The sequence below is a fragment of the Acidovorax sp. YS12 genome (assembly GCA_021496925.1).
Lineage (GTDB): Bacteria > Pseudomonadota > Gammaproteobacteria > Burkholderiales > Burkholderiaceae_C > Paenacidovorax.
Genome location: CP053915.1, coordinates 4034579 through 4051939 on the forward strand (window position 1 = coordinate 4034579; position 17361 = coordinate 4051939).

16 protein-coding genes are annotated in these 17361 nt (G+C 68.9%); 14 read left to right on the forward strand and 2 right to left on the reverse strand.

The window, feature by feature from the left end:
* The first annotated feature begins 45 nt into the window (after positions 1–45).
* From YS110_18075 to cas3f, 10 genes are all read left to right on the forward strand, one after another.
* Complete coding sequence (locus tag YS110_18075) at positions 46–480, forward strand: rhodanese-like domain-containing protein (GenBank protein ID UJB66527.1); 435 nt, start codon at positions 46–48, stop codon at positions 478–480.
* 168 nt (positions 481–648) lie between these two features.
* Positions 649–2103 (forward strand): hypothetical protein, encoded by a 1455-nt coding sequence (locus YS110_18080; protein UJB66528.1) that lies wholly within the window; start codon positions 649–651, stop codon positions 2101–2103.
* A gap of 351 nt (positions 2104–2454) precedes the next feature.
* Positions 2455–3180 (forward strand): ABC transporter ATP-binding protein, encoded by a 726-nt coding sequence (locus YS110_18085; protein ID UJB66529.1) that lies wholly within the window; start codon positions 2455–2457, stop codon positions 3178–3180.
* A gap of 3 nt (positions 3181–3183) precedes the next feature.
* On the forward strand, positions 3184–3774 hold the full coding sequence (locus YS110_18090) for an energy-coupling factor transporter transmembrane protein EcfT (GenBank protein ID UJB66530.1): 591 nt from the start codon (positions 3184–3186) through the stop codon (positions 3772–3774).
* A gap of 214 nt (positions 3775–3988) precedes the next feature.
* Positions 3989–4570: a biotin transporter BioY gene (locus YS110_18095; protein ID UJB66531.1), complete on the forward strand. Its 582-nt coding sequence runs from the start codon at positions 3989–3991 to the stop codon at positions 4568–4570.
* Positions 4567–5988, forward strand: a complete 1422-nt coding sequence (locus YS110_18100; GenBank protein UJB66532.1) for an AMP-binding protein — start codon at positions 4567–4569, stop codon at positions 5986–5988. The genes YS110_18095 and YS110_18100 overlap by 4 nt, the downstream gene beginning before the upstream one ends.
* A complete protein-coding gene (locus YS110_18105; GenBank protein ID UJB66533.1) occupies positions 5979–7154 on the forward strand; it encodes an acetyl-CoA C-acyltransferase in 1176 nt (391 codons plus the stop codon). Before YS110_18100 ends, YS110_18105 begins: the two co-directional genes overlap by 10 nt.
* A complete protein-coding gene (locus YS110_18110) occupies positions 7151–7825 on the forward strand; it encodes a nitroreductase (protein UJB66534.1) in 675 nt (224 codons plus the stop codon). The genes YS110_18105 and YS110_18110 overlap by 4 nt, the downstream gene beginning before the upstream one ends.
* 69 nt (positions 7826–7894) lie before the next feature.
* A complete protein-coding gene (cas1f, locus tag YS110_18115) occupies positions 7895–8890 on the forward strand; it encodes a type I-F CRISPR-associated endonuclease Cas1 (GenBank protein ID UJB67513.1) in 996 nt (331 codons plus the stop codon).
* Entirely contained in the window at positions 8887–12375 is a 3489-nt protein-coding gene (gene cas3f / locus YS110_18120) for a type I-F CRISPR-associated helicase Cas3 (GenBank protein UJB66535.1), read from the forward strand. Before cas1f ends, cas3f begins: the two co-directional genes overlap by 4 nt.
* A gap of 5 nt (positions 12376–12380) precedes the next feature.
* Here cas3f and YS110_18125 read toward each other — a convergent pair whose 3' ends face one another.
* Positions 12381–12692, reverse strand: coding sequence for a HigA family addiction module antidote protein (locus YS110_18125; GenBank protein UJB66536.1), 312 nt, complete (start codon positions 12690–12692; stop codon positions 12381–12383).
* Positions 12693–12739: 47 nt separating this feature from the next.
* The gene (locus YS110_18130) at positions 12740–13021 is read right to left on the reverse strand and encodes a type II toxin-antitoxin system RelE/ParE family toxin (GenBank protein UJB66537.1); all 282 of its coding nucleotides are present in this window, start codon (positions 13019–13021) and stop codon (positions 12740–12742) included.
* Positions 13022–13172: 151 nt separating this feature from the next.
* Between YS110_18130 and csy1 the strand changes: the two genes are divergently transcribed.
* The 4 genes from csy1 to cas6f are packed head-to-tail and all read left to right on the forward strand — an operon-like array spanning position 13173 to position 17318.
* Complete coding sequence (csy1, locus tag YS110_18135) at positions 13173–14573, forward strand: type I-F CRISPR-associated protein Csy1 (GenBank protein UJB66538.1); 1401 nt, start codon at positions 13173–13175, stop codon at positions 14571–14573.
* Positions 14570–15655: a type I-F CRISPR-associated protein Csy2 gene (csy2, locus tag YS110_18140; protein UJB66539.1), complete on the forward strand. Its 1086-nt coding sequence runs from the start codon at positions 14570–14572 to the stop codon at positions 15653–15655. The genes csy1 and csy2 overlap by 4 nt, the downstream gene beginning before the upstream one ends.
* 56 nt (positions 15656–15711) lie before the next feature.
* Positions 15712–16737: a type I-F CRISPR-associated protein Csy3 gene (csy3, locus tag YS110_18145; protein ID UJB66540.1), complete on the forward strand. Its 1026-nt coding sequence runs from the start codon at positions 15712–15714 to the stop codon at positions 16735–16737.
* Positions 16738–16742: 5 nt separating this feature from the next.
* The gene (gene cas6f, locus YS110_18150; protein UJB66541.1) at positions 16743–17318 is read left to right on the forward strand and encodes a type I-F CRISPR-associated endoribonuclease Cas6/Csy4; all 576 of its coding nucleotides are present in this window, start codon (positions 16743–16745) and stop codon (positions 17316–17318) included.
* Positions 17319–17361: the final 43 nt, after the last annotated feature.

Sequence of the window (17361 nt, forward strand, 5' to 3'; positions counted from 1 at the left end):
ATCCGGCGTTGGCCGCCTCCACCTCTACCTTCACGACGCTCCGCCATGACCACCGATTCCGCCTCCTCCTCCGCCGCCACGCCGCGCCCCGCCGAGGGCTATGCGGGCGACGTTTCGCCGCAGTTGGCCTGGCAGTGGGTGCGGGCCGGCGAGGCCGTGCTGATCGACGTGCGCACCGACGCCGAGCGCGCCTGGGTGGGCTACGTGCCGGGCGCCGCCGCGGTGGCCTGGAAGCAGTGGCCCGGCATGGCGCAGAACCCGGATTTCGACGTGCAGCTGCGCGCCGCCGTGCCCGCCGGCATGAAGGCTGTGCTGCTGTGCCGCAGCGGCGTGCGCTCGGTCGCCGCCGCGCGGCGCGCCACGGAGCTGGGCATCGCTGCCTACAACATCCTCGAAGGCTTCGAGGGCGACGCCGACGCCCGGTCGCAGCGCGGCAGGCTCGGCGGCTGGCGTTTCCATGGCCTGCCGTGGCGGCAGTGATGCTCCTTGAAAGATAGCTGCTGGCGCGGTCTGCGTGGTGGTTTCGATATGAAAACCATCTGAAACGCCCGGCAGACAAGCGCAAGGCGCTATTGTTTTTTAAGACTCGCAGGGAAGAACAGGCGAGCGCCGCTCAAGAAGCGCGCCGGACTGCCGATACACACGCGCATGACGACGCTCTCCGCCGCCGGCCTTGGCACGGCATCTGCCGCCAGCCTGGCCGTTGCCCGGGCGGCCGCGCAGGCCGGGGCGCTGCCGCTGCCCATGCCGTCTTCGGCGCCGCAACCCTCCGCACAGTTCACCGCCTCGGCCGCCACGCCGGACGTGGTGTACGCCCGGCCCGCCACCGCGCCCTGGTCCCCGCCCGCGGCAGCCTGGGCTGGGCCTGCCGGGGACGCCGTGAGCGCCTTGATGGAGCGCAGCAGTCGCAGTTCCGGCAGCGGCCTGGCGGCCCAGTGGCGTGGCGTGGGCGGCGCGCTGCTGGCGCACCTGGCCGCCACCGGCACGGACTACCAGCAGACCCGGCTGGGCCGGCCCGACGCCGCGCAGCCGCTGGACGCGCAGTTCCGCTGCGTGGCCGATGGCGCGGCCACGGTCAGCCTGCAGGTCCAGACCCGCGCGGGGCAGACGGTGGACTTGCGCATCGCCCTCAACCCCGGCACGGCGCAAGGCGCGGTGGCCGGCATGCAGGTGGAAATTTCCAGCTCCGGCGCGCTGGACGACACCGGGCGCGCGGCGCTGGCGGCGCTGTCCGGCGGGCTGGAGCAGGTGCTGCAAGGGCTGGGCGCGGCCCGGGGCCCGGCGCTCGACATGGCGGACCTGCTCGCCTTCGACCGCAGCGTGCTCGCCAGCGTGGAGCTGCGCGTGGTCAACCCGGAGGCGCGTGCCGCGCTGTCCTCCTTCTCCCTGCGCCTGGGCGACGGCGGCAGCGCGCTCGCCCTGCAGGGCGCCGAGGGCCGCATGGACATGCGCCTGGACGCCGCCACGCCCCTGACCGGCAACGCGCAGCAGCGCCAGGCGGCCATTGCCGAGCACCTGCGGCGCATCGACGCCGCCGCCGCACGCGGCCGCGCGGGCGAGAACCTGGTGGCCCTGTTCAAGAGCGCCTTCGCGCAGATGCATGGCGCTGCGCCTGCGGCAGCCCCGGCGGCCCTGCCCGACCCGGTGCTGGCGCGGGCCCAGGCCCTGGTGAGCGGGCTGGTGGATTTCGAGGCGCACTTCGATGGCGATGCCGAGCGCACCAACCAGTGGGGCTTCGTCAACGAGCGGAGCCACACCGCCTACAGCGTGGAGCAGAAGACCGAGGCGGGGCGCGCCGACGCGGAGGGCCGGCGCAGCATCGTCCAGACGCAATCCGAACGCCTGCAGGCGCGCTACCTGCGCGGGCGCAACGGCAGCGCACTCGATACCGAGGGCGGCAACTACGACCTGTACCAGGTTGACGACCGTCACAGCGCCACCACCACCATCGAGACCGTGAAGAACGAACTGCGCAGCGCCCGGCGCCACACCGATACGCGCCAGCACCTGACGTTCCAGAAGCTGGTGAACCACCGCGTCGAGGAGCGGCGCGAAACGCCAGGGGGGCAACGCAGCGTGGTCGATCTGCTCTCGGAAAGATAGCTGCCAGCGCTTGACTGGCAAGGGCTGGAGGCGTTTTTTTGCCTGAAATGCACCATGTGCCTGGCGTGCCCAAGGAAAAGGGCGCTGGGCGCGCATGCCAGGAGCCCTCGCCATCACCGCCGATCTCCCAGTGGCATTTGCTGTGACTTGCATGCAGTTGCCATCTGTTGGGTGTGTGATGGCGGCGAATCAATGTGGGGTTTTTGGGTGTGCTGCTACTTCGGTTAAGGCGCTGCCAACTTCGGTCTTTTCCATCCAAAGTTGCGATCTTTTGCCGCCATTGTTTTGCAACCCGCTTTTTTGCGCTGGGCACGGCACAAAAACGGCGCGGCTTTCTAGAATCCGGCCCCAATGAAGCAAGACACCCACGCCGCCGCCACACCGTCCCAGCCCGCCCAGGGCTGGTGGCTGACGCAGGTTTGCCTGCGCCGTGGCGCCACCCAGGTGTTCGACCGGCTGGAACTGGCGCTGGACGAGCCGCGCATCGGCCTGGTCGGGCGCAACGGCGCGGGCAAGACCAGCCTGCTGCGCATGCTCGCGGGGCTGGAGCCGCCGCAGCACGGGCAGGTTTCCTGGCAGGGGCAGGCGGTGCACGCGCCCAGCCGCCAGGTGGGGCTGATGTTCCAGAACCCCGACGACCAGATCATCTTCCCCACCGTGGAGGAAGAGCTGGCCCTGTCCTGGCAGAGCGCGCACGGCGCCGACCGCCGCGCCGCCAAGGCCGGCGTGCGGCAGTTCCTGCAGGCGCGCGGCCTGGCCGACTGGGGGCCGCGCGCCGTGGGCGCGTTGAGCCAGGGCCAGCGCCAGTGGGTGTGCTGGCTGGCCATGCTGCTGGCCGGGCCGCGCGTGCTGCTGCTGGACGAGCCCTACGCCAGCCTCGATCTGCCCGGCCAGATGCGCCTGGCGGCGGACATGGCCGCCAGCCCGCAGCAGATCATCGTCTCCACCCACGTGCTGGAGCATGTGCGCGCCTACCCGCGTGTGCTGTGGCTGGAGCAGGGGCAGGTGCGCGCCGACGGCCCCGGCGCCGTGGTCTGCGCGGCCTACGAAGCCTGGGCGCGGGCCTTGGAGGGTTGACCCATGGGCAGCCTGTACAGCGAATACACCACCTGGCTGCACGGCTGGCGCGCGGGCGCCAAGCTGCTGGCGCTGGCGCTGCTGGGCACGCTGCTGTTCGCGCTGCGCCAGCCCTGGATGCTGGCGGCGGCCGCCGTGCTGTGCGCCGCCGTGTACGCCAGCCTGGGCGCGGCCACGCGGGCGGCGCGGCGGCTGATGGTGTCGGTGCTGGTCGGCGCCGCGCTCGTGGCCGCCTTCCACGCCGCCATGGGCCACTGGGCGCTGGCCGCCACCAGCGCGCTGCGGCTGGCCTGCGCCGCCAGCCTGGGCGTGGCGCTGACGGTGACCACGCGCAGCGGCGACCTGGTGGACGTGCTGGAGTGGCTGCTGGCGCCGCTGCGCCCGCTCGGCGTGCAGCCCGCGCGCCTGTCGCTGCAACTGGCGCTGATGCTGCGCTTCACCGAACATTTCTTCGTGCAGTGGCAGAAGCTGGACGAAGCCCACCGCCTGCGCACCGGGCGCGCCGGAGGGCAGCGCCTGATCGCGCCGCTCACGGTGCAGATGCTGCAAACCGCGCGCCGCGTGGGCGATGCGCTGTTCGTGCGCCTGGGATGAAGCGACAACCCCCTGAGCGGCTGCGCCGCTTCCCCCTTCTCTCACGCTGCGCGTGGGAAGGGGGACGACGCCCGCGCGGCGGGGCGGCCCTTGCGCGGCGTCCGCTGGCCTGGGGCGCGCCGGTTTCATGGGCTGCGCCAGCCACCCGCTGCGGGCCGGGCATGCGCATGCCTTCCCAAACACCTTCGACCCGTATCACCAGGAGATTTTCCACATGACCCCCAGCCTGAACCGCCACGGCGCCCAATCCCTGTCCATGGTGGCCCTGTTTGCCGCGCTGATGGCGGTCATGGGCCTGATCCCGAAGATCGACCTGCCGTTCGGCGTGCCCATCACGCTGCAGTCGCTGGGCGTGATGCTCGCGGGCTGCCTGCTGGGCGCGCGGCGCGGCTTCCAGGCCATGGCGCTGTTCCTGCTGGCGGTGGCCGCCGGGCTGCCGCTGCTGTCGGGCGGCCGGGGCGGCCTGGGCGTGTTCATGGCACCGTCGGCCGGCTACCTGGTGGGCTACGCATTCGCCGCGGGCGTGACCGGCGCGCTGATGGCCCGCCTGCCCGCCGGCACGCCCCTGCGCGCCGCCGCCAGCGCCTTCGCGGCCTCGGTGCTGGGCGGGCTGGTGTTCCTGCACGCGCTGGGCATTGCCGGCCTGGTGGCGCTGGCCCAAATGCCGCTGCGCCAGGCGTTCATGGTGGACCTGGCCTTCGTGCCCGGCGACCTGGTCAAGTGCGTGCTGTGCGCGCTGGTGGTGCACACCGTCGCCAAGGCCCTGCCCGACTGGCGCATGGGCGGCCGCGCATGAGCGCACCGCCGCCGTTTCAGCAGGTGCACGCGCCGCTGGCCCACTGGGCCGGGCAGCGGCCCGGGGCCATCGCCCTGGCCCATGAAACGGGCCACCTGACGTTTGCCGAGCTGCATGCCCGCGTGCAGCAGCGCGCCCAGGCCCTGCAGGCCGCCCAGGCCCCCGCCACGGTGCTGCTGCCGCGCACGCTGGGCGTGGTGGAGACGCTGGTGGAATTCCTGGGCGTGCTGGCGTCCGGGCGCTGCGGCGCCATCGGCGACCCGGCCTGGCCCGCGCCCATTGCCGCGTCGGTGCAGGCGGCCATCGGCGCACTGCCGCCGCCGGCATCCATGCCGCCCGGGCGGGCGCCGTTCTACATCGGCTTCACCTCCGGCAGCACCGGCATGCCCAAGGGGTTCCGGCGCCACCACGATTCGTGGGTGGAGAGCTTTCGCGTCAGCCTGCGCGACTTCGGCCCGGCCATGGCGGGCCGCATCGTGGCGCCGGGCAGCATGACGCACTCGCTGTTCCTGTTCGGCGCCATGCTGGGGCTGTGGACCGGCGCGGGCGCCGTGGTGCAGGCGCATTTTTCCGCCGAACGCACGCTGCACGACCTGGCCAGCGCGCCCGCCACCGTGCTGGTGGCCGTGCCCAGCCAGCTGCTGCTGATGCTGCAGCTGGCGCAGCGCCGCCAATGCGCCCCCGTGCCCCAGGTGCGGCTGGTGCTCATCAGCGGCGCGCGCTGGATGCGCGAGCACACGCCCGCGCTGCGCCGGCTGTTCCCCGCTGCGCGCATCGTGGAGTTCTACGGCGCCTCCGAAGCCAGCTACGTGGCCTGGATGGACGCCTGCGAAGACGCGCCACCCCAGGCCGTGGGCCGCCCGTTCAGCAACGTCGCCCTGCGCATCGGCGACCATCCCCACACTCCGGTGGCCACGGGCGAGCCCGGGCGCATCTGGATGCGCAGCCCCATGCTGTTCATGGACTACGTGCACGCCATCGACGGCTCGGCCGCCGTGCAGGAAGACGGCTGGCTGAGCGTGCGCGACATGGGCTGGCTCGACGCCCAGGGCCTGCTGCACCTGTGCGGCCGCGAAAGCCGCATGCTCGTCACCCAGGGCAAGAACCTGTTCCCCGAGGAAGTGGAAGCGCGCCTGCAGGCCCACCCGGCCATCGCCCAGGCCAGCGTGCTGGGCCTGCCCGATCCGCTGCGCGGCCTGCGCGTGCATGCCGTGCTGGCCGTGGCCCCGGGCCAGGCGCTGCCCGACGGGCTGGCCCTGGCCCACTGGTGCCGCGCCACGCTGGAGGCCTACAAGGCCCCGCGCCAGTGGTGGTGCTGGCAAGGCCCCTGGCCGCAAACGCGCAGCGGCAAGACCGACCACGCCGCCCTGGCCCAGGCGCTGCGGGCCGCCGACGAAAGGCTGCGGCCATGGCGCTGAACGCCGGCTGGCCCATCATCGGCTGGGTCCGCACCCCGGTGGCCCCCGTCGGCGGCGCGCTGCGCCACTGCGAGCCGCATGACCTGGGCGCGCCGCTGGTGCGGCACCTGCTGGCGCAGGCCGGCCTGCCCGCCGATGCGGTGGACGCCGTGGTGCTGGGCAACGCCCTGGGCGCGGGCGGCAACCCGGCGCGCCTGCTGGCGCTGGCCGCCGGCCTGCCCGAACGCACCCAGGCGCTGACCGTGGACACGCAATGCTGCGCCGGCATGGACGCCGTCACCCAGGCCTGCGGCCTGCTGGCCCTGGGCCAGGCCCAGGTGGTGCTGGCCGGCGGCGCCGAAGCCTGGAGCCGCGCCCCCATCCGCATGCACCGCCCGCGCGGCGCCGAGGCACCCCAGCCCTACGAGCAGCCCGCCTTCACCCCCTGGCCCGCGCGCGACCCCGACATGCTCGACGCCGCGGCCGACAGCGCCGCGCTGCAGGCCCTGGCCCGCAGCGCGCAGGACGCCTACGCCCTGCACAGCCACGCCCAGGCCTGCCGCCACCGCAGCGCCCAGCAGGCCGAAATCGTGCCCGTGGCCGGGCTGGCGCACGACGCCTATCCGCGCGCGTTAACGCCCGCCCGCGCCGCGCGCATGCCCGCCGTGCGCCAGCGCGCCAGCGCCCAGGGGCTGGACTGCAGCCTCTCGCCCCTGGCCATCGCCCCCCGGGCCGATGGCGCGGCCCTGCTGCTGCTGGCCCACCCGGCCGCCTGCCGCCGCTGGGGCCTGCGCCCGCGCGCCGCCTGGCGCGACGCCTGCACCCTGGGCGGCGCGCCCGAGGCGCCCATGCTTTGCGCCCAGCAGGCCGCGCTGGCGCTGCTGCAGCGCCACGCCATCGCCCCGGCCGCGCTAGGCGCCGTGGAGCTGCACGATGCCTTCGCCGCGCAGGGACTGGCCTTCGCCGCCGCCCAGGGCCTGCCCTGGCAGGCGCTGAACGCCGAAGGCGGCGGGCTGGCGCGCGGGCACCCCATTGGCGCCTCGGGCGCCATCGCCCTGGTGCGCGCGCTGGCCCGCCGCGCGGCGGCGGCGGCCACGCAGCCCCAGGCCCTGGCGCTGGCCTGCGTGGCCGGCGCCGGGGGGCTGGGCAGCGCCACCTTGCTGGGCGCCTGGAATGGCTCCGAATGACTGACACCTACCAACCGCTGGCGCGCACGCGCCACTCCGTGCGCGCCTTTCTGTCCACGCCGGTACCCCGGCCCCTGCTGGAAGAGTTGCTGCAAACCGCCCGGCTGGCACCCAGCGGCGCCAATCTGCAGCCCGGGCATTTCTGGCTGGTGCAGGGCGGCGTGCGCCAGGCCCTGACCGATGCCCTGTGCCACGCCTGCGCCAGCGGCCAGCCCGAGGAGGAGGACTACGCCTACTTCCCGCGCCCCATGCCGATGCAGCTGCGCAAGCGCCAGGTGGCGGCGGCCCAGGCGCTGTACGGCTGCCTGGGCGTGGAGCGCGGCGATGCCGCCGCGCGCGCCCGGCACTTCGCGCACAACTACCGTTTCTTCGATGCGCCGGCGGCGCTGGTGGTCACGCTGCAGCAGGACTTCGGCAGCGGCGGCTTCATGGACCTGGGCATGGCCCTGCACGGCCTGATGCTGGCCGCCCATGCGCGCGGCCTGGGCGCCTGCGCCATCGGCGCGCTGGCCTCGTACCCCGGCGTGGTGCGCCAGGCCCTGGGCCTGCCCGCCGACCATCTGGTGGTCTGCGGCATGGCCCTGGGCTACGAGGACACGGCCGCCCCGGTCAATGCCACGCGCACGCAGCGCGCGGCGTTGAAGGAGTATTTTTCCGTGCTGGGCGCGTAGCCCCTGCGCGCGGCGGCATGATGGGTGCCATTGCCGTCACGAGAGGGGGACAGGAAGGTGACCGAGGCGATTCGCAGTACCGATCTCAAGACGATCATCCATTCCAAACGCGCCAACATCTATTACCTGGAGCACTGCCGTGTGCTCGTCAATGGCGGCCGCGTCGAATACGTGACCGACGCGGGCAAGAAGAGCCTGTACTGGAACATTCCGATTGCCAACACCACCAGCATCCTGCTGGGCACGGGCACGTCTATCACCCAGGCCGCCATGCGCGAACTGGCGAAGGCCGGTGTGCTGGTGGGTTTCTGCGGCGGTGGTGGCACGCCGCTGTTTGCCGCCACTGAGGTCGATGTGGAGGTGGCCTGGCTCACGCCGCAAAGTGAGTACCGGCCCACCGAGTACCTGCAGGCCTGGGTGCGGTTCTGGTTCGACGATGCGCTGCGCCTGCATGCGGCCAGGCAGTTGCAGGCACTGCGGCTGCAGCGCTTGCAGGCCGCGTGGGCCGCCCGCGCCCTGCGCGAGGCGGGTTTTGCCGTGGATCTGGTGCGCCTGCAGGGCCTGGTGGCGCATTTCACGCCGCGCATGGCGAGCGCCCCCGATGTCACGGCCCTGCTCGCCAATGAAGCGCATCTGACCAAGGCGCTGTTCAAGCTGGCCGTCGATGCGGTGGGCTACGGTGAATTCACCCGTGCCAAGCGCGGCACGGGCACCGATGCCGCCAACCGCTTTCTGGACCACGGCAACTACCTGGCTTATGGCTTGGGCGCCACGGCCACCTGGGTGCTGGGCCTGCCGCATGGCCTGGCGGTGCTGCACGGCAAGACGCGGCGCGGCGGGCTGGTGTTCGACGCTGCGGATCTGGTCAAGGATGCGGCCATCCTGCCGCAGGCCTTCCTGTCGGCCATGCGCGGCGATGACGAGCAGCAGTTCCGTCGCCAGTGCATCGAGGCCTTGACGCGCAGCGAATCGCTGGACTTCATCATCGAAGCGCTTCAGCAAATCGCTGCCGCCACCGCGCGCCTAGCCAACGCGCCAGCGCTGCCGCAGGAGCCTAGCGCATGAACGTACTGTTCGTTGCCCAATGCACCAAGCGTGCACTGACTGAGACGCGCCGCATCCTTGACCAGTTTGCCGAGCGGCGCGGCGAGCGCACCTGGCAAACACCCATCACGCAGGACGGACTGGACACCGTGCGCCGGCTGCTGCGCCAGAGCGCGCGCAAGAACACCGCCGTGGCCTGCCACTGGATTCGCGGACGCGACCACAGCGAGCTGCTCTGGGTGGTCGGCGATACCCGCCAGTTCAACGACCAGGGGGCCGTGCCCACCAACACGACGGCCCGCAACGTGCTGCGCGCGGGTGACGAGAACGCCTGGCACCACCTGCCGCTGATGACGGCCCTGGCCGCGCTGGCCGCCCTGCTGCACGACCTGGGCAAGGCCACACAGGCTTTTCAGGATCGATTGAAAAACCCTGGCATGCGCGAACGCAATCACTACCGGCACGAATGGGTGTCGGTGCGGTTGTTCGGGGCGTTCGTGGGCCGTGATGACGATGCAGGCTGGCTGCAGCGCATGGCAGCGTGCGCCGATGCAGACATGGATACCAGCGCGTATGAAGCGCTGTGGCTGGATCACACAGGCGGGCACCTGCTGCGAGACGGCCTGGATGAACCTCGGGCTACGCAAAATCCACCCTTCGCCCGGTTGCCGCCGCTGGCCCAGGCCGTGGCATGGCTGGTGTTCACCCACCACCGGCTGCCGTGCCTGCCCGTCCCGCAGGCGGGCGGCGGTGACGATGAAGACATCGACGCGCCCCAGGCGGAATACCGGCGCTTTGGCGCGCATCCTCTTTTCATCAACGCCAATGAACTGGAGGACGTGCTGGCCCGCGTCAGCGCCGACTGGAACGAGCCGCGCGAGCGTGCCGACCACGCCACCGTGCGCGCCCATTGGCACTTTCCCCACGGCTTGCCCGTGGCTACCCCTGCCTGGCGCAAGCAGGCCGCCCGCTACGCCCGCAAGCTGCTGGCGATCTCGCCGCCACTCGCCAGCGGGCAGGTGCTGCACGACCCCTTTGCCATGCATGTGGCGCGCCTGTGCCTGATGTTGGCCGACCATCACTACTCCGGCATCCACGACGAGCCCCGGCGCCAGTCCTACCGCAATGCGGGGTACCCGCTGTATGCGAACACACGAACCGATGGCCTCAAAAACGATAGCTGCCAGCGCTTGCCTGGCAAGCGCTGGAGCCCGATTTTCAATCAAACCCTGGATGAGCACCTGCTGGGCGTGCAGGGCCACGCCACGCTGGTCGCGCGCTCCCTGCCCAGCCTGGCGCACAGCCTGCCTGCGCTCAAGAACCACAAGCCCCTCAAGAAACGCAGCGCCGACCCACGCTTTGCCTGGCAAGACAAGGCCGCCGACCTGGCCGCCAGCGCGCGCCTGCGGGCAGCGGCACAGGGCGCCTTCATCGTCAACATGGCCTCCACCGGCTGCGGCAAGACACTGGGCAACGCCCGCGTCATGAACGCACTGGCCGACCCGGCCACCGGCATGCGCTGTGCGTTTGCCATCGGGCTGCGCACACTCACACTGCAGACCGGGCGTAGCTTTCAGAGCGGCCTGGGCCTGGGTGAAGAGCAGCTCGCCATCCAGGTCGGCGGTGCTGCCAGCCGTGCGTTGTTTGAATACTGGGCGCAGCAGGCCGAGGCCAGCGGCTCCGCATCGCGCCAGCAACTGCTGGACGAAGCGGGCACCGTGCTGTACGAGGGCAATGACCAGCATCCCTTGCTGCAGCGCCTGACGGACGATGCCAAGGCCCGCGCTTTGATCGCCGCGCCGCTGCTGGTGTGCACCGTGGACCACCTCACCCCCGCCACCGAAAGCCTGCGCGGCGGCCGCCAGATCGCGCCCATGCTGCGCCTGCTGACCAGCGACCTGGTGTTGGATGAACCCGACGACTTCGACATCGCCGACCTGCCTGCCCTCACGCGGCTGGTGCACTGGGCGGGGCTGCTGGGCAGCCGCGTGCTGCTCTCCTCCGCCACCTTGCCGCCCGCGCTGGTGGAAGGGCTCTTCCTGGCCTACCGCGCAGGGCGCGCGGTGTACCAGCAGCACCGCAGCGAGCGGCCCGGCGAGCCCGCGCCCATCTGCTGCCTGTGGATCGACGAATTCCAGCAGGCTGCACAGGACTGTGCCGATGGCGCCGCCTTCCGCGAGGCCCACACCCAGTACGTGCACAAGCGCGTAGCCCGCTTGGCGCAGGCCGAGGCAAGGCGGCAGGCCCAGATTGCACCCTTGCCCGAAACCTGGCAGAGCATGAAGCAGCCCGAGCGGCGCAAAGACTTTGCCCGCGTGGCGCTGGAGCAGGCATGGCGGCTGCACCAACTGCCCCACAACCACAGCACCGACGCGGCGAGTGGCAAGCGCATCAGCCTGGGTCTGGTTCGCATGGCCAACATCGCCCCGCTGTACGACGTGGCACTGGCCCTGTACGCCCTGGGCGCTCCCGCCCCGGGTGTGCGCGTGCACCTGTGCGTGTACCACTCCCAGTTCCCGTTGTGGCTGCGATCGGCCATCGAGCGGCAGCTCGACATCCTGCTCGACCGCCGGGGTGCCCAAGGCGGGCTGGACCCCGTGCTCCAGCGTCCGGCGCTGCGCGCATTCATCGATGCGCACCCCGAACCCGATCACCTGTTCATCGTGCTGGGGTCTCCCGTCACGGAAGTGGGCCGGGACCACGATTACGACTGGGCCGTGGTCGAACCTTCGTCCATGCGTTCGCTCATCCAACTGGCCGGGCGCGTGCGGCGCCACCGGCAAGGCCCTGTGGGTGGCGTCAACATGGTGGTGCTGGACAGCAACCTGAGGCATTACGAAAAAGCCAACCAGGCCGCCTTCTGCAGGCCAGGTTTTGAAACCGCACGCGCACCGTTCCAGCTCAAGACGCACTCCCTGCATGACCTGCTGGCGCGGGAGACGCGCGGCACCGATGCGTGGACCGTGGATGCGCAGCCGCGCATCGCCCTGGCGCTCGACAAGCTGTTCCCCAGCCGCCGCCTCGTGGATTTGGAGCATGCCCGCATGCACGACAGCATGCTGCCGCGCCCGCAAGGCACGCCCATGCCCACCCATGCGGCCTGCCTGCACTGGGCCCACCCGGGGCACCTCTGGCTCACCGGCCTGTTGCCGCAGTTCCAGCGCTTTCGCCACGACCCGCTGCGGCGCGACGACGTGGTCTTGCTGCCCGATGAGGATGAGGAAAGGCTGGTGCTGCACCGCATTCAGGATGGAGAGCGGCGTGGCGACAAGCTGTACGTGCCTGTGCATGACAGCCTGTGCCATCCGGTGCCAGAGACGCAGTTGACATCCTCCAGCGTATCTCCGTGGCCGCAGGTGGAGCTGATGGAGGAATTGTCTGCGCTGGCGCAAGCGCGGGGGTTGTCACTGCAGGAGTGCGCGGAACGCTATGCCACTGCCAGCCTTCCTGCGCACTGCGATGGCTGGCTGTTCCATGAATTGCTGGGCTTTACTGTCAAGCAATGAGGCCGTCAGGTTGGATGCAGTGCTATGGGATGCACTGCCATCACGGCCGTTTGCAGCGTCTCGTCCAGTTCCGCCACCCGCAGGTCATAGGCCGTTTGCAGGTTCAGCCACGACTGTGCATCGCCGCCAAAGCAACGGCCCAGGCGCAACGCGGTATCGGCAGTGATACCGCGCCGCTCCAGCACGATGTCATTGATGCGCGAGGCCGGCACATGCAATTGCCTGGCGAGTGCGTTGGCGCTCATACCCATGGGCTTCAGGAAATCCTCGCGCAGGACTTCGCCGGGGTGGACTGGCCGCATGCCGTTCTTGAACATGTATTTCTCCTGAAACTGAGCTGCCCATACGGCAGCGAGCAGGCACCTCAGTGGTAATCCACGATTTCCACGTCGGCCACCCCTTTTCCCGTCCAGACAAAGCACACGCGCCACTGGTCATTGATGCGAATGCTGTGCTGACCTTGGCGGTCGCCGCTCAACAGTTCCAGGCGGTTGCCCGGAGGGCTGCGCAAGAAATCGAGCGTTTGCGCTGCATCCAATTGCGTCAGCTTGCGCTCTGCCACGCTCTGGATATTGGCGAAACGGCGGGTCTTGCCACTGGTGAACAAGCGCTGGGTGTCCTGACACTTGAAAGAGACGATCGCCATGGGATGGAGGAGATTTTATAGCGCTTACCGATATTCGGTATGACTGCCTATGCGGCAGGGCAAAAGATCATCACGGATGATTTTCTAAGCTGCGTGTTCTGCAGATCTTCACGTATGATGGATATTCATTTTATCGCCAGGAGGAGACTGCGTGAAGGATGAAGCGACACTCACACCGCGAGGCCGACAGATACGGCTGCACATGCACCAGCACGTTGAACGCCGCCTGAACGCCGTCATGGCGCGGTACCACGATCGCACGGATGCAGCGGCACGCAATGCGATCAGCGCTGCCCAAGAAAAATACACGCTGGAGTCCCTTCTGGCGAAGGGTGCAAGGGCGGCAGGAACAATCGCCATTGCCAGCCACATTGCCAAGGCGACGCATCCTGACCTGAAGGTTAAAGGCGTCACCCATTTGGCAGTGGACTTCTCCACCTTGCCCACATTGGAAGTTTTGGGCTCACACGCCCTTCCGGAGAGTGAAAGCCTATGGGACGCTACAGGCGATGGCGCCCACAACAACGCCGCCTATGAGCTGTATTTGCTGCTCGACAGCTTGTTTGATAGTCGATCGTTGGGGGCATGGCTGGCCGCAGGCGATGAAGACACAGTGAATGCCTTTGCCGCTGGTGACGGCATTGATGGACAGCCATGGTTGGACTTACTGCGCAGTAAATGCCCGCAACCTGCCGCCAGCACCCTCAGCAAGCAAATTTATTGGCTTGACTCACCCGGCATGGTCTGCGTTGACCAAGCCTATCTGTTATTGGTACCCCTGTTTCCAGCATCGCTGGTACATCAGGCCTATCTGCAAATCCATGCAGACCGCTTCGGCGAAGCCAACAAGGCCGCTCGCCAAGCCCGACGCGAGCGCAAAGCGCACGACGGCGTGTTCCATGACTACCCAGGTCTGGCCGTACAGAACATGGGTGGAACGAAGCCACAAAATATCAGCCAGCTCAACAGTGAGCGCCGGGGCATGAACTACCTGCTGTCGTCGCTGCCGCCGCAGTGGAAGGAGAGCGAAAAGCGCCTGCCCGTCTACACCGACTCCGTGTTTAACCACTACTTCGGCAGTCGCCCTTTGGTGCGCCAAACCGTGCAGGCATTGCGAGTGTTCTTGGAGTCCAACCCACCCGCAAATCAAGCGACCCACAACCAGCGGGATGACATGGTGTACCAGCTGGTGGATGAAATGGTGGCTATGGCAGCAGACCTGGAGCACATGCTCAAGCCAGGCTGGACGCTGAACGACGAGCATTTTTCCAAGCTCCATCAGGACGAGCAATATTGGCTTGACCCGCTGCGGGCGGAGCTGCCAGAGGAAGCGGACTTTGCAGACACGTGGCTGGCAATGGAGTGGCCTGATGCCATTGGCAGGCGCTTCGGCAATTGGCTCAATGACCGCTTGGAAGGCAAGCTGCATTTGGGCGAAATTGAGTTTCGCGCATGGAAGAAAGAACTGCTGGCAGACGAGGATGGCTTTGGCCAGCAATTGCGCGAGCGACGTAACCGTATCCGTGCCGCACGCAAGGAGGCCACGCAATGACGGCACCAGAAGCCATCCTTGTCCTGCCCCACCTGCGCATCCAGAACGCCAATGCCATCGCCAGTCCGCTCACACACGGCTTCCCGTCCATCACCGCCTTCACCGGGTTGATGTGGGCGCTGGAGCGCAAGCTGGCGCAGGTCGGCATACCGCTGCGCCTGCAAGGCGTGGGTGTGGTGTGCCACGACCACCAGGAGCAAGTCACGCAGGGCTATGTGCGCAGCTTCAACCTGACGCGCAACCCGGTGGACAAAGACGGCAGCACCGCCGCCATCGTGGAGGAAGGCCGCATGCACCTGCAACTGACGCTGGTGCTGGCCGTATCCGAAAAACTGCCGCCCGGCGCACCTGCGGCGCTGGTGCAGGGCAACGACGCCCAACTGGCCGACTGGGCGCAGATCACGGGCGACACGCTGGCCGGCATGCGCGTAGCCGGTGGGAGCGTGCTGCCTTCGCGCCCCGTGCCGGGCAAGCGGGTGCGGCCGTGGATGGCCATCGTGCCCGAAGACCCCGTGGCCGCCGAAAAAGCGTTCCGCCAATGGCGCCGGCAGTGGCTGCCCGGCTTTGCCCTGGTGGGGCGTGACGACCTGCTGGCCCAGCGCCTGCGGCACCTGCGTGGCACCCGGCCCGACGCCACGCTGCTGGACGCCTGGCTGCACGCAGCACGCTTCAACCACCAACCACTGCCCGGCGCAGACGGCGCACCCGTGCCCCATGGCCAGGTGCGCTGGGGCGACCCGTTGCGCCCCAAGGGCAGCGGCTGGGTGGTGCCCATCCCCGTCGGCTATGCCGCCCTCACGCCCCAGGCGCATGCCGCAGGCGCGGTGCGCAATGCGCGCGATGCCTCGGTGCCCCTGCGGTTCGTGGAGTCGGTCTATTCGCTGGGCGAATGGATCAGTCCGCACCGCCTGAGCAGCTTGGCGCAACTGTTGTGGCACGCTGAAACCGACGCCGCCCAAGGCCTGTACCGATGCCGCAATGGCTACCAGTCCCCGCTGGAGGCAACAACGCCCATGGATGCCAATGGCCCATCCGACACGCCGGACGAATGGGACGCCGCCGAGGCCTATGACTACACCTGAGCCGGCATCTGCCCATTCGCATTCAACACCCACAGAATTTCTCAAGGATCGACACCATGACCGACAAACTCACCACCGCCTCCGTCCTGGCCTTCGAGCGCAAGCTGGACCCGTCCGACGCCGTGTTCCACGCCGGCCGCTGGGAGGAGCGGGCCCAGTCGCACGCCTGGCGGCCCGTCTCCATCCAGACCAAATCCGTGCGCGGCACCATCAGCAACCGGCGCAAGGCCAAAGACCAGGATCCTGCCAAGCTGGACGCTGCCATCGAGAACCCCAACCTGCAAACCGTGGACGTGGCCGCCTTGCATCCGGAGGCCGACACGCTCAAGGTGCAATTCACGCTGCGCATGCTGGGCGGTGCAGGCACGCCATCGGCCTGCAACAGCGCGGCCTACCAGGCCAAGCTGCAGGCCACCGTGCAAGGCTATGTGCAGCAGCACGGCTTTGGCGCGCTGGCCCTGCGATACGCCGCCAATCTGGCCAATGGCCGGTTTCTGTGGCGCAACCGCGTAGGCGCAGAAAGTGTGCAAGTCATAGTCGAGCGGATGCAGGACGGCAAGGCCGTGAATGAATGGTCTTTTGACGCCCTGGCGCTTGATACACGTGCGGTAGATGCTATCAATACGGAAGCAAAAGGTGTGACTGAACTGGGCCAGGCCATTGCGGCCGGGCTGGCAGGTTCGGCACATGTGCTGCTGCGGGTGACAGCCTTTGTGCGCCAGGGCGCGGGGCAAGAGGTATTCCCCTCGCAAGAGCTGATACTGGATAAAAGCAGCGCGGGCAAAAGCAAGACGCTGTACCAGGTAAGCGGCGTGGCCGCCATTCACTCGCAAAAAATCGGCAATGCCATCCGCACCATCGACACCTGGTACATCGGAGCCGACGAATTGGGTCCGATCGCGGTGGAGCCCTACGGCTCCGTCACCACCCAGGGCAAGGCTTACCGCCAGCCCAAGCAGAAACTGGACTTCTACACCCTGCTGGACAACTGGTTGCTGAAGGACCAGGTGCCGCCTGTGGAGCAGCAGCACTTCGTGATGGCCGTGCTCATCCGGGGCGGCGTGTTTGGTGATGCGAACTGATGACCATGACCACGCACTACATCGACATCACCCTGCTGCCCGACCCGGAGTTCAGCCATGCGCACTTGCTGGGCGCGTTGGTGGCCAAGCTGCACCGTGCGCTGGTGCAGCATGGGGCGGGCGATATTGGAGTGAGCTTTCCGCAGCACGTGGATGCCCCCCGGCACCGGCGTACCCTGGGAAAAGTGCTACGGCTGCATGGCAGCGAGCAAGCATTGCCGACCCTGATGGCGCAGGACTGGCTCAGGGGCATGCGCGACCATGTGGCGCTTGCGCCGCTGGCGGCCGCACCGCCAGACGCTCCCCACCGGCTGGTGCTGCGCCGCCAGTTCAAGACCAACGCTGAGCGCCTGCGCCGCCGCCGCATGCTGCGCAAGGGCGAAACCGCTGAACAGGCCGCAGCCGCCATCCCCGACAGCGTGGAGCGTACCCCTGACCTACCGTATGCGCAATTGCGCAGCAGCAGCACGGGCCAGCCGTTTTGCCTGTTCGTGGCCCACGGCCCGATTCTCGAAAGTGCCTTGGCTGGGCGTTTCAACACCTACGGCCTGGGCCCGCAGGCCAGCGTTCCCTGGTTCTGACCCTTTTTTCTCACGCTGCTGGAAGACTATATGAATCAATAGG

What these genes read in the sequence shown, in the direction of transcription:
- YS110_18075 (UJB66527.1), top strand. Translation starts at nt 46, where the DNA reads ATGACCACCGATTCCGCCTCCTCCTCCGCCGCCACGCCGCGCCCCGCC.
- YS110_18080 (UJB66528.1), top strand. Translation starts at nt 649, where the DNA reads ATGACGACGCTCTCCGCCGCCGGCCTTGGCACGGCATCTGCCGCCAGC.
- YS110_18085 (UJB66529.1), top strand. Translation starts at nt 2,455, where the DNA reads ATGAAGCAAGACACCCACGCCGCCGCCACACCGTCCCAGCCCGCCCAG.
- YS110_18090 (UJB66530.1), top strand. Translation starts at nt 3,184, where the DNA reads ATGGGCAGCCTGTACAGCGAATACACCACCTGGCTGCACGGCTGGCGC.
- YS110_18095 (UJB66531.1), top strand. Translation starts at nt 3,989, where the DNA reads ATGACCCCCAGCCTGAACCGCCACGGCGCCCAATCCCTGTCCATGGTG.
- YS110_18100 (UJB66532.1), top strand. Translation starts at nt 4,567, where the DNA reads ATGAGCGCACCGCCGCCGTTTCAGCAGGTGCACGCGCCGCTGGCCCAC.
- YS110_18105 (UJB66533.1), top strand. Translation starts at nt 5,979, where the DNA reads ATGGCGCTGAACGCCGGCTGGCCCATCATCGGCTGGGTCCGCACCCCG.
- YS110_18110 (UJB66534.1), top strand. Translation starts at nt 7,151, where the DNA reads ATGACTGACACCTACCAACCGCTGGCGCGCACGCGCCACTCCGTGCGC.
- cas3f (UJB66535.1), top strand. Translation starts at nt 8,887, where the DNA reads ATGAACGTACTGTTCGTTGCCCAATGCACCAAGCGTGCACTGACTGAG.
- YS110_18125 (UJB66536.1), bottom strand. Translation starts at nt 12,692, where the DNA reads ATGTTCAAGAACGGCATGCGGCCAGTCCACCCCGGCGAAGTCCTGCGC.
- YS110_18130 (UJB66537.1), bottom strand. Translation starts at nt 13,021, where the DNA reads ATGGCGATCGTCTCTTTCAAGTGTCAGGACACCCAGCGCTTGTTCACC.
- csy2 (UJB66539.1), top strand. Translation starts at nt 14,570, where the DNA reads ATGACGGCACCAGAAGCCATCCTTGTCCTGCCCCACCTGCGCATCCAG.
- csy3 (UJB66540.1), top strand. Translation starts at nt 15,712, where the DNA reads ATGACCGACAAACTCACCACCGCCTCCGTCCTGGCCTTCGAGCGCAAG.
- cas6f (UJB66541.1), top strand. Translation starts at nt 16,743, where the DNA reads ATGACCACGCACTACATCGACATCACCCTGCTGCCCGACCCGGAGTTC.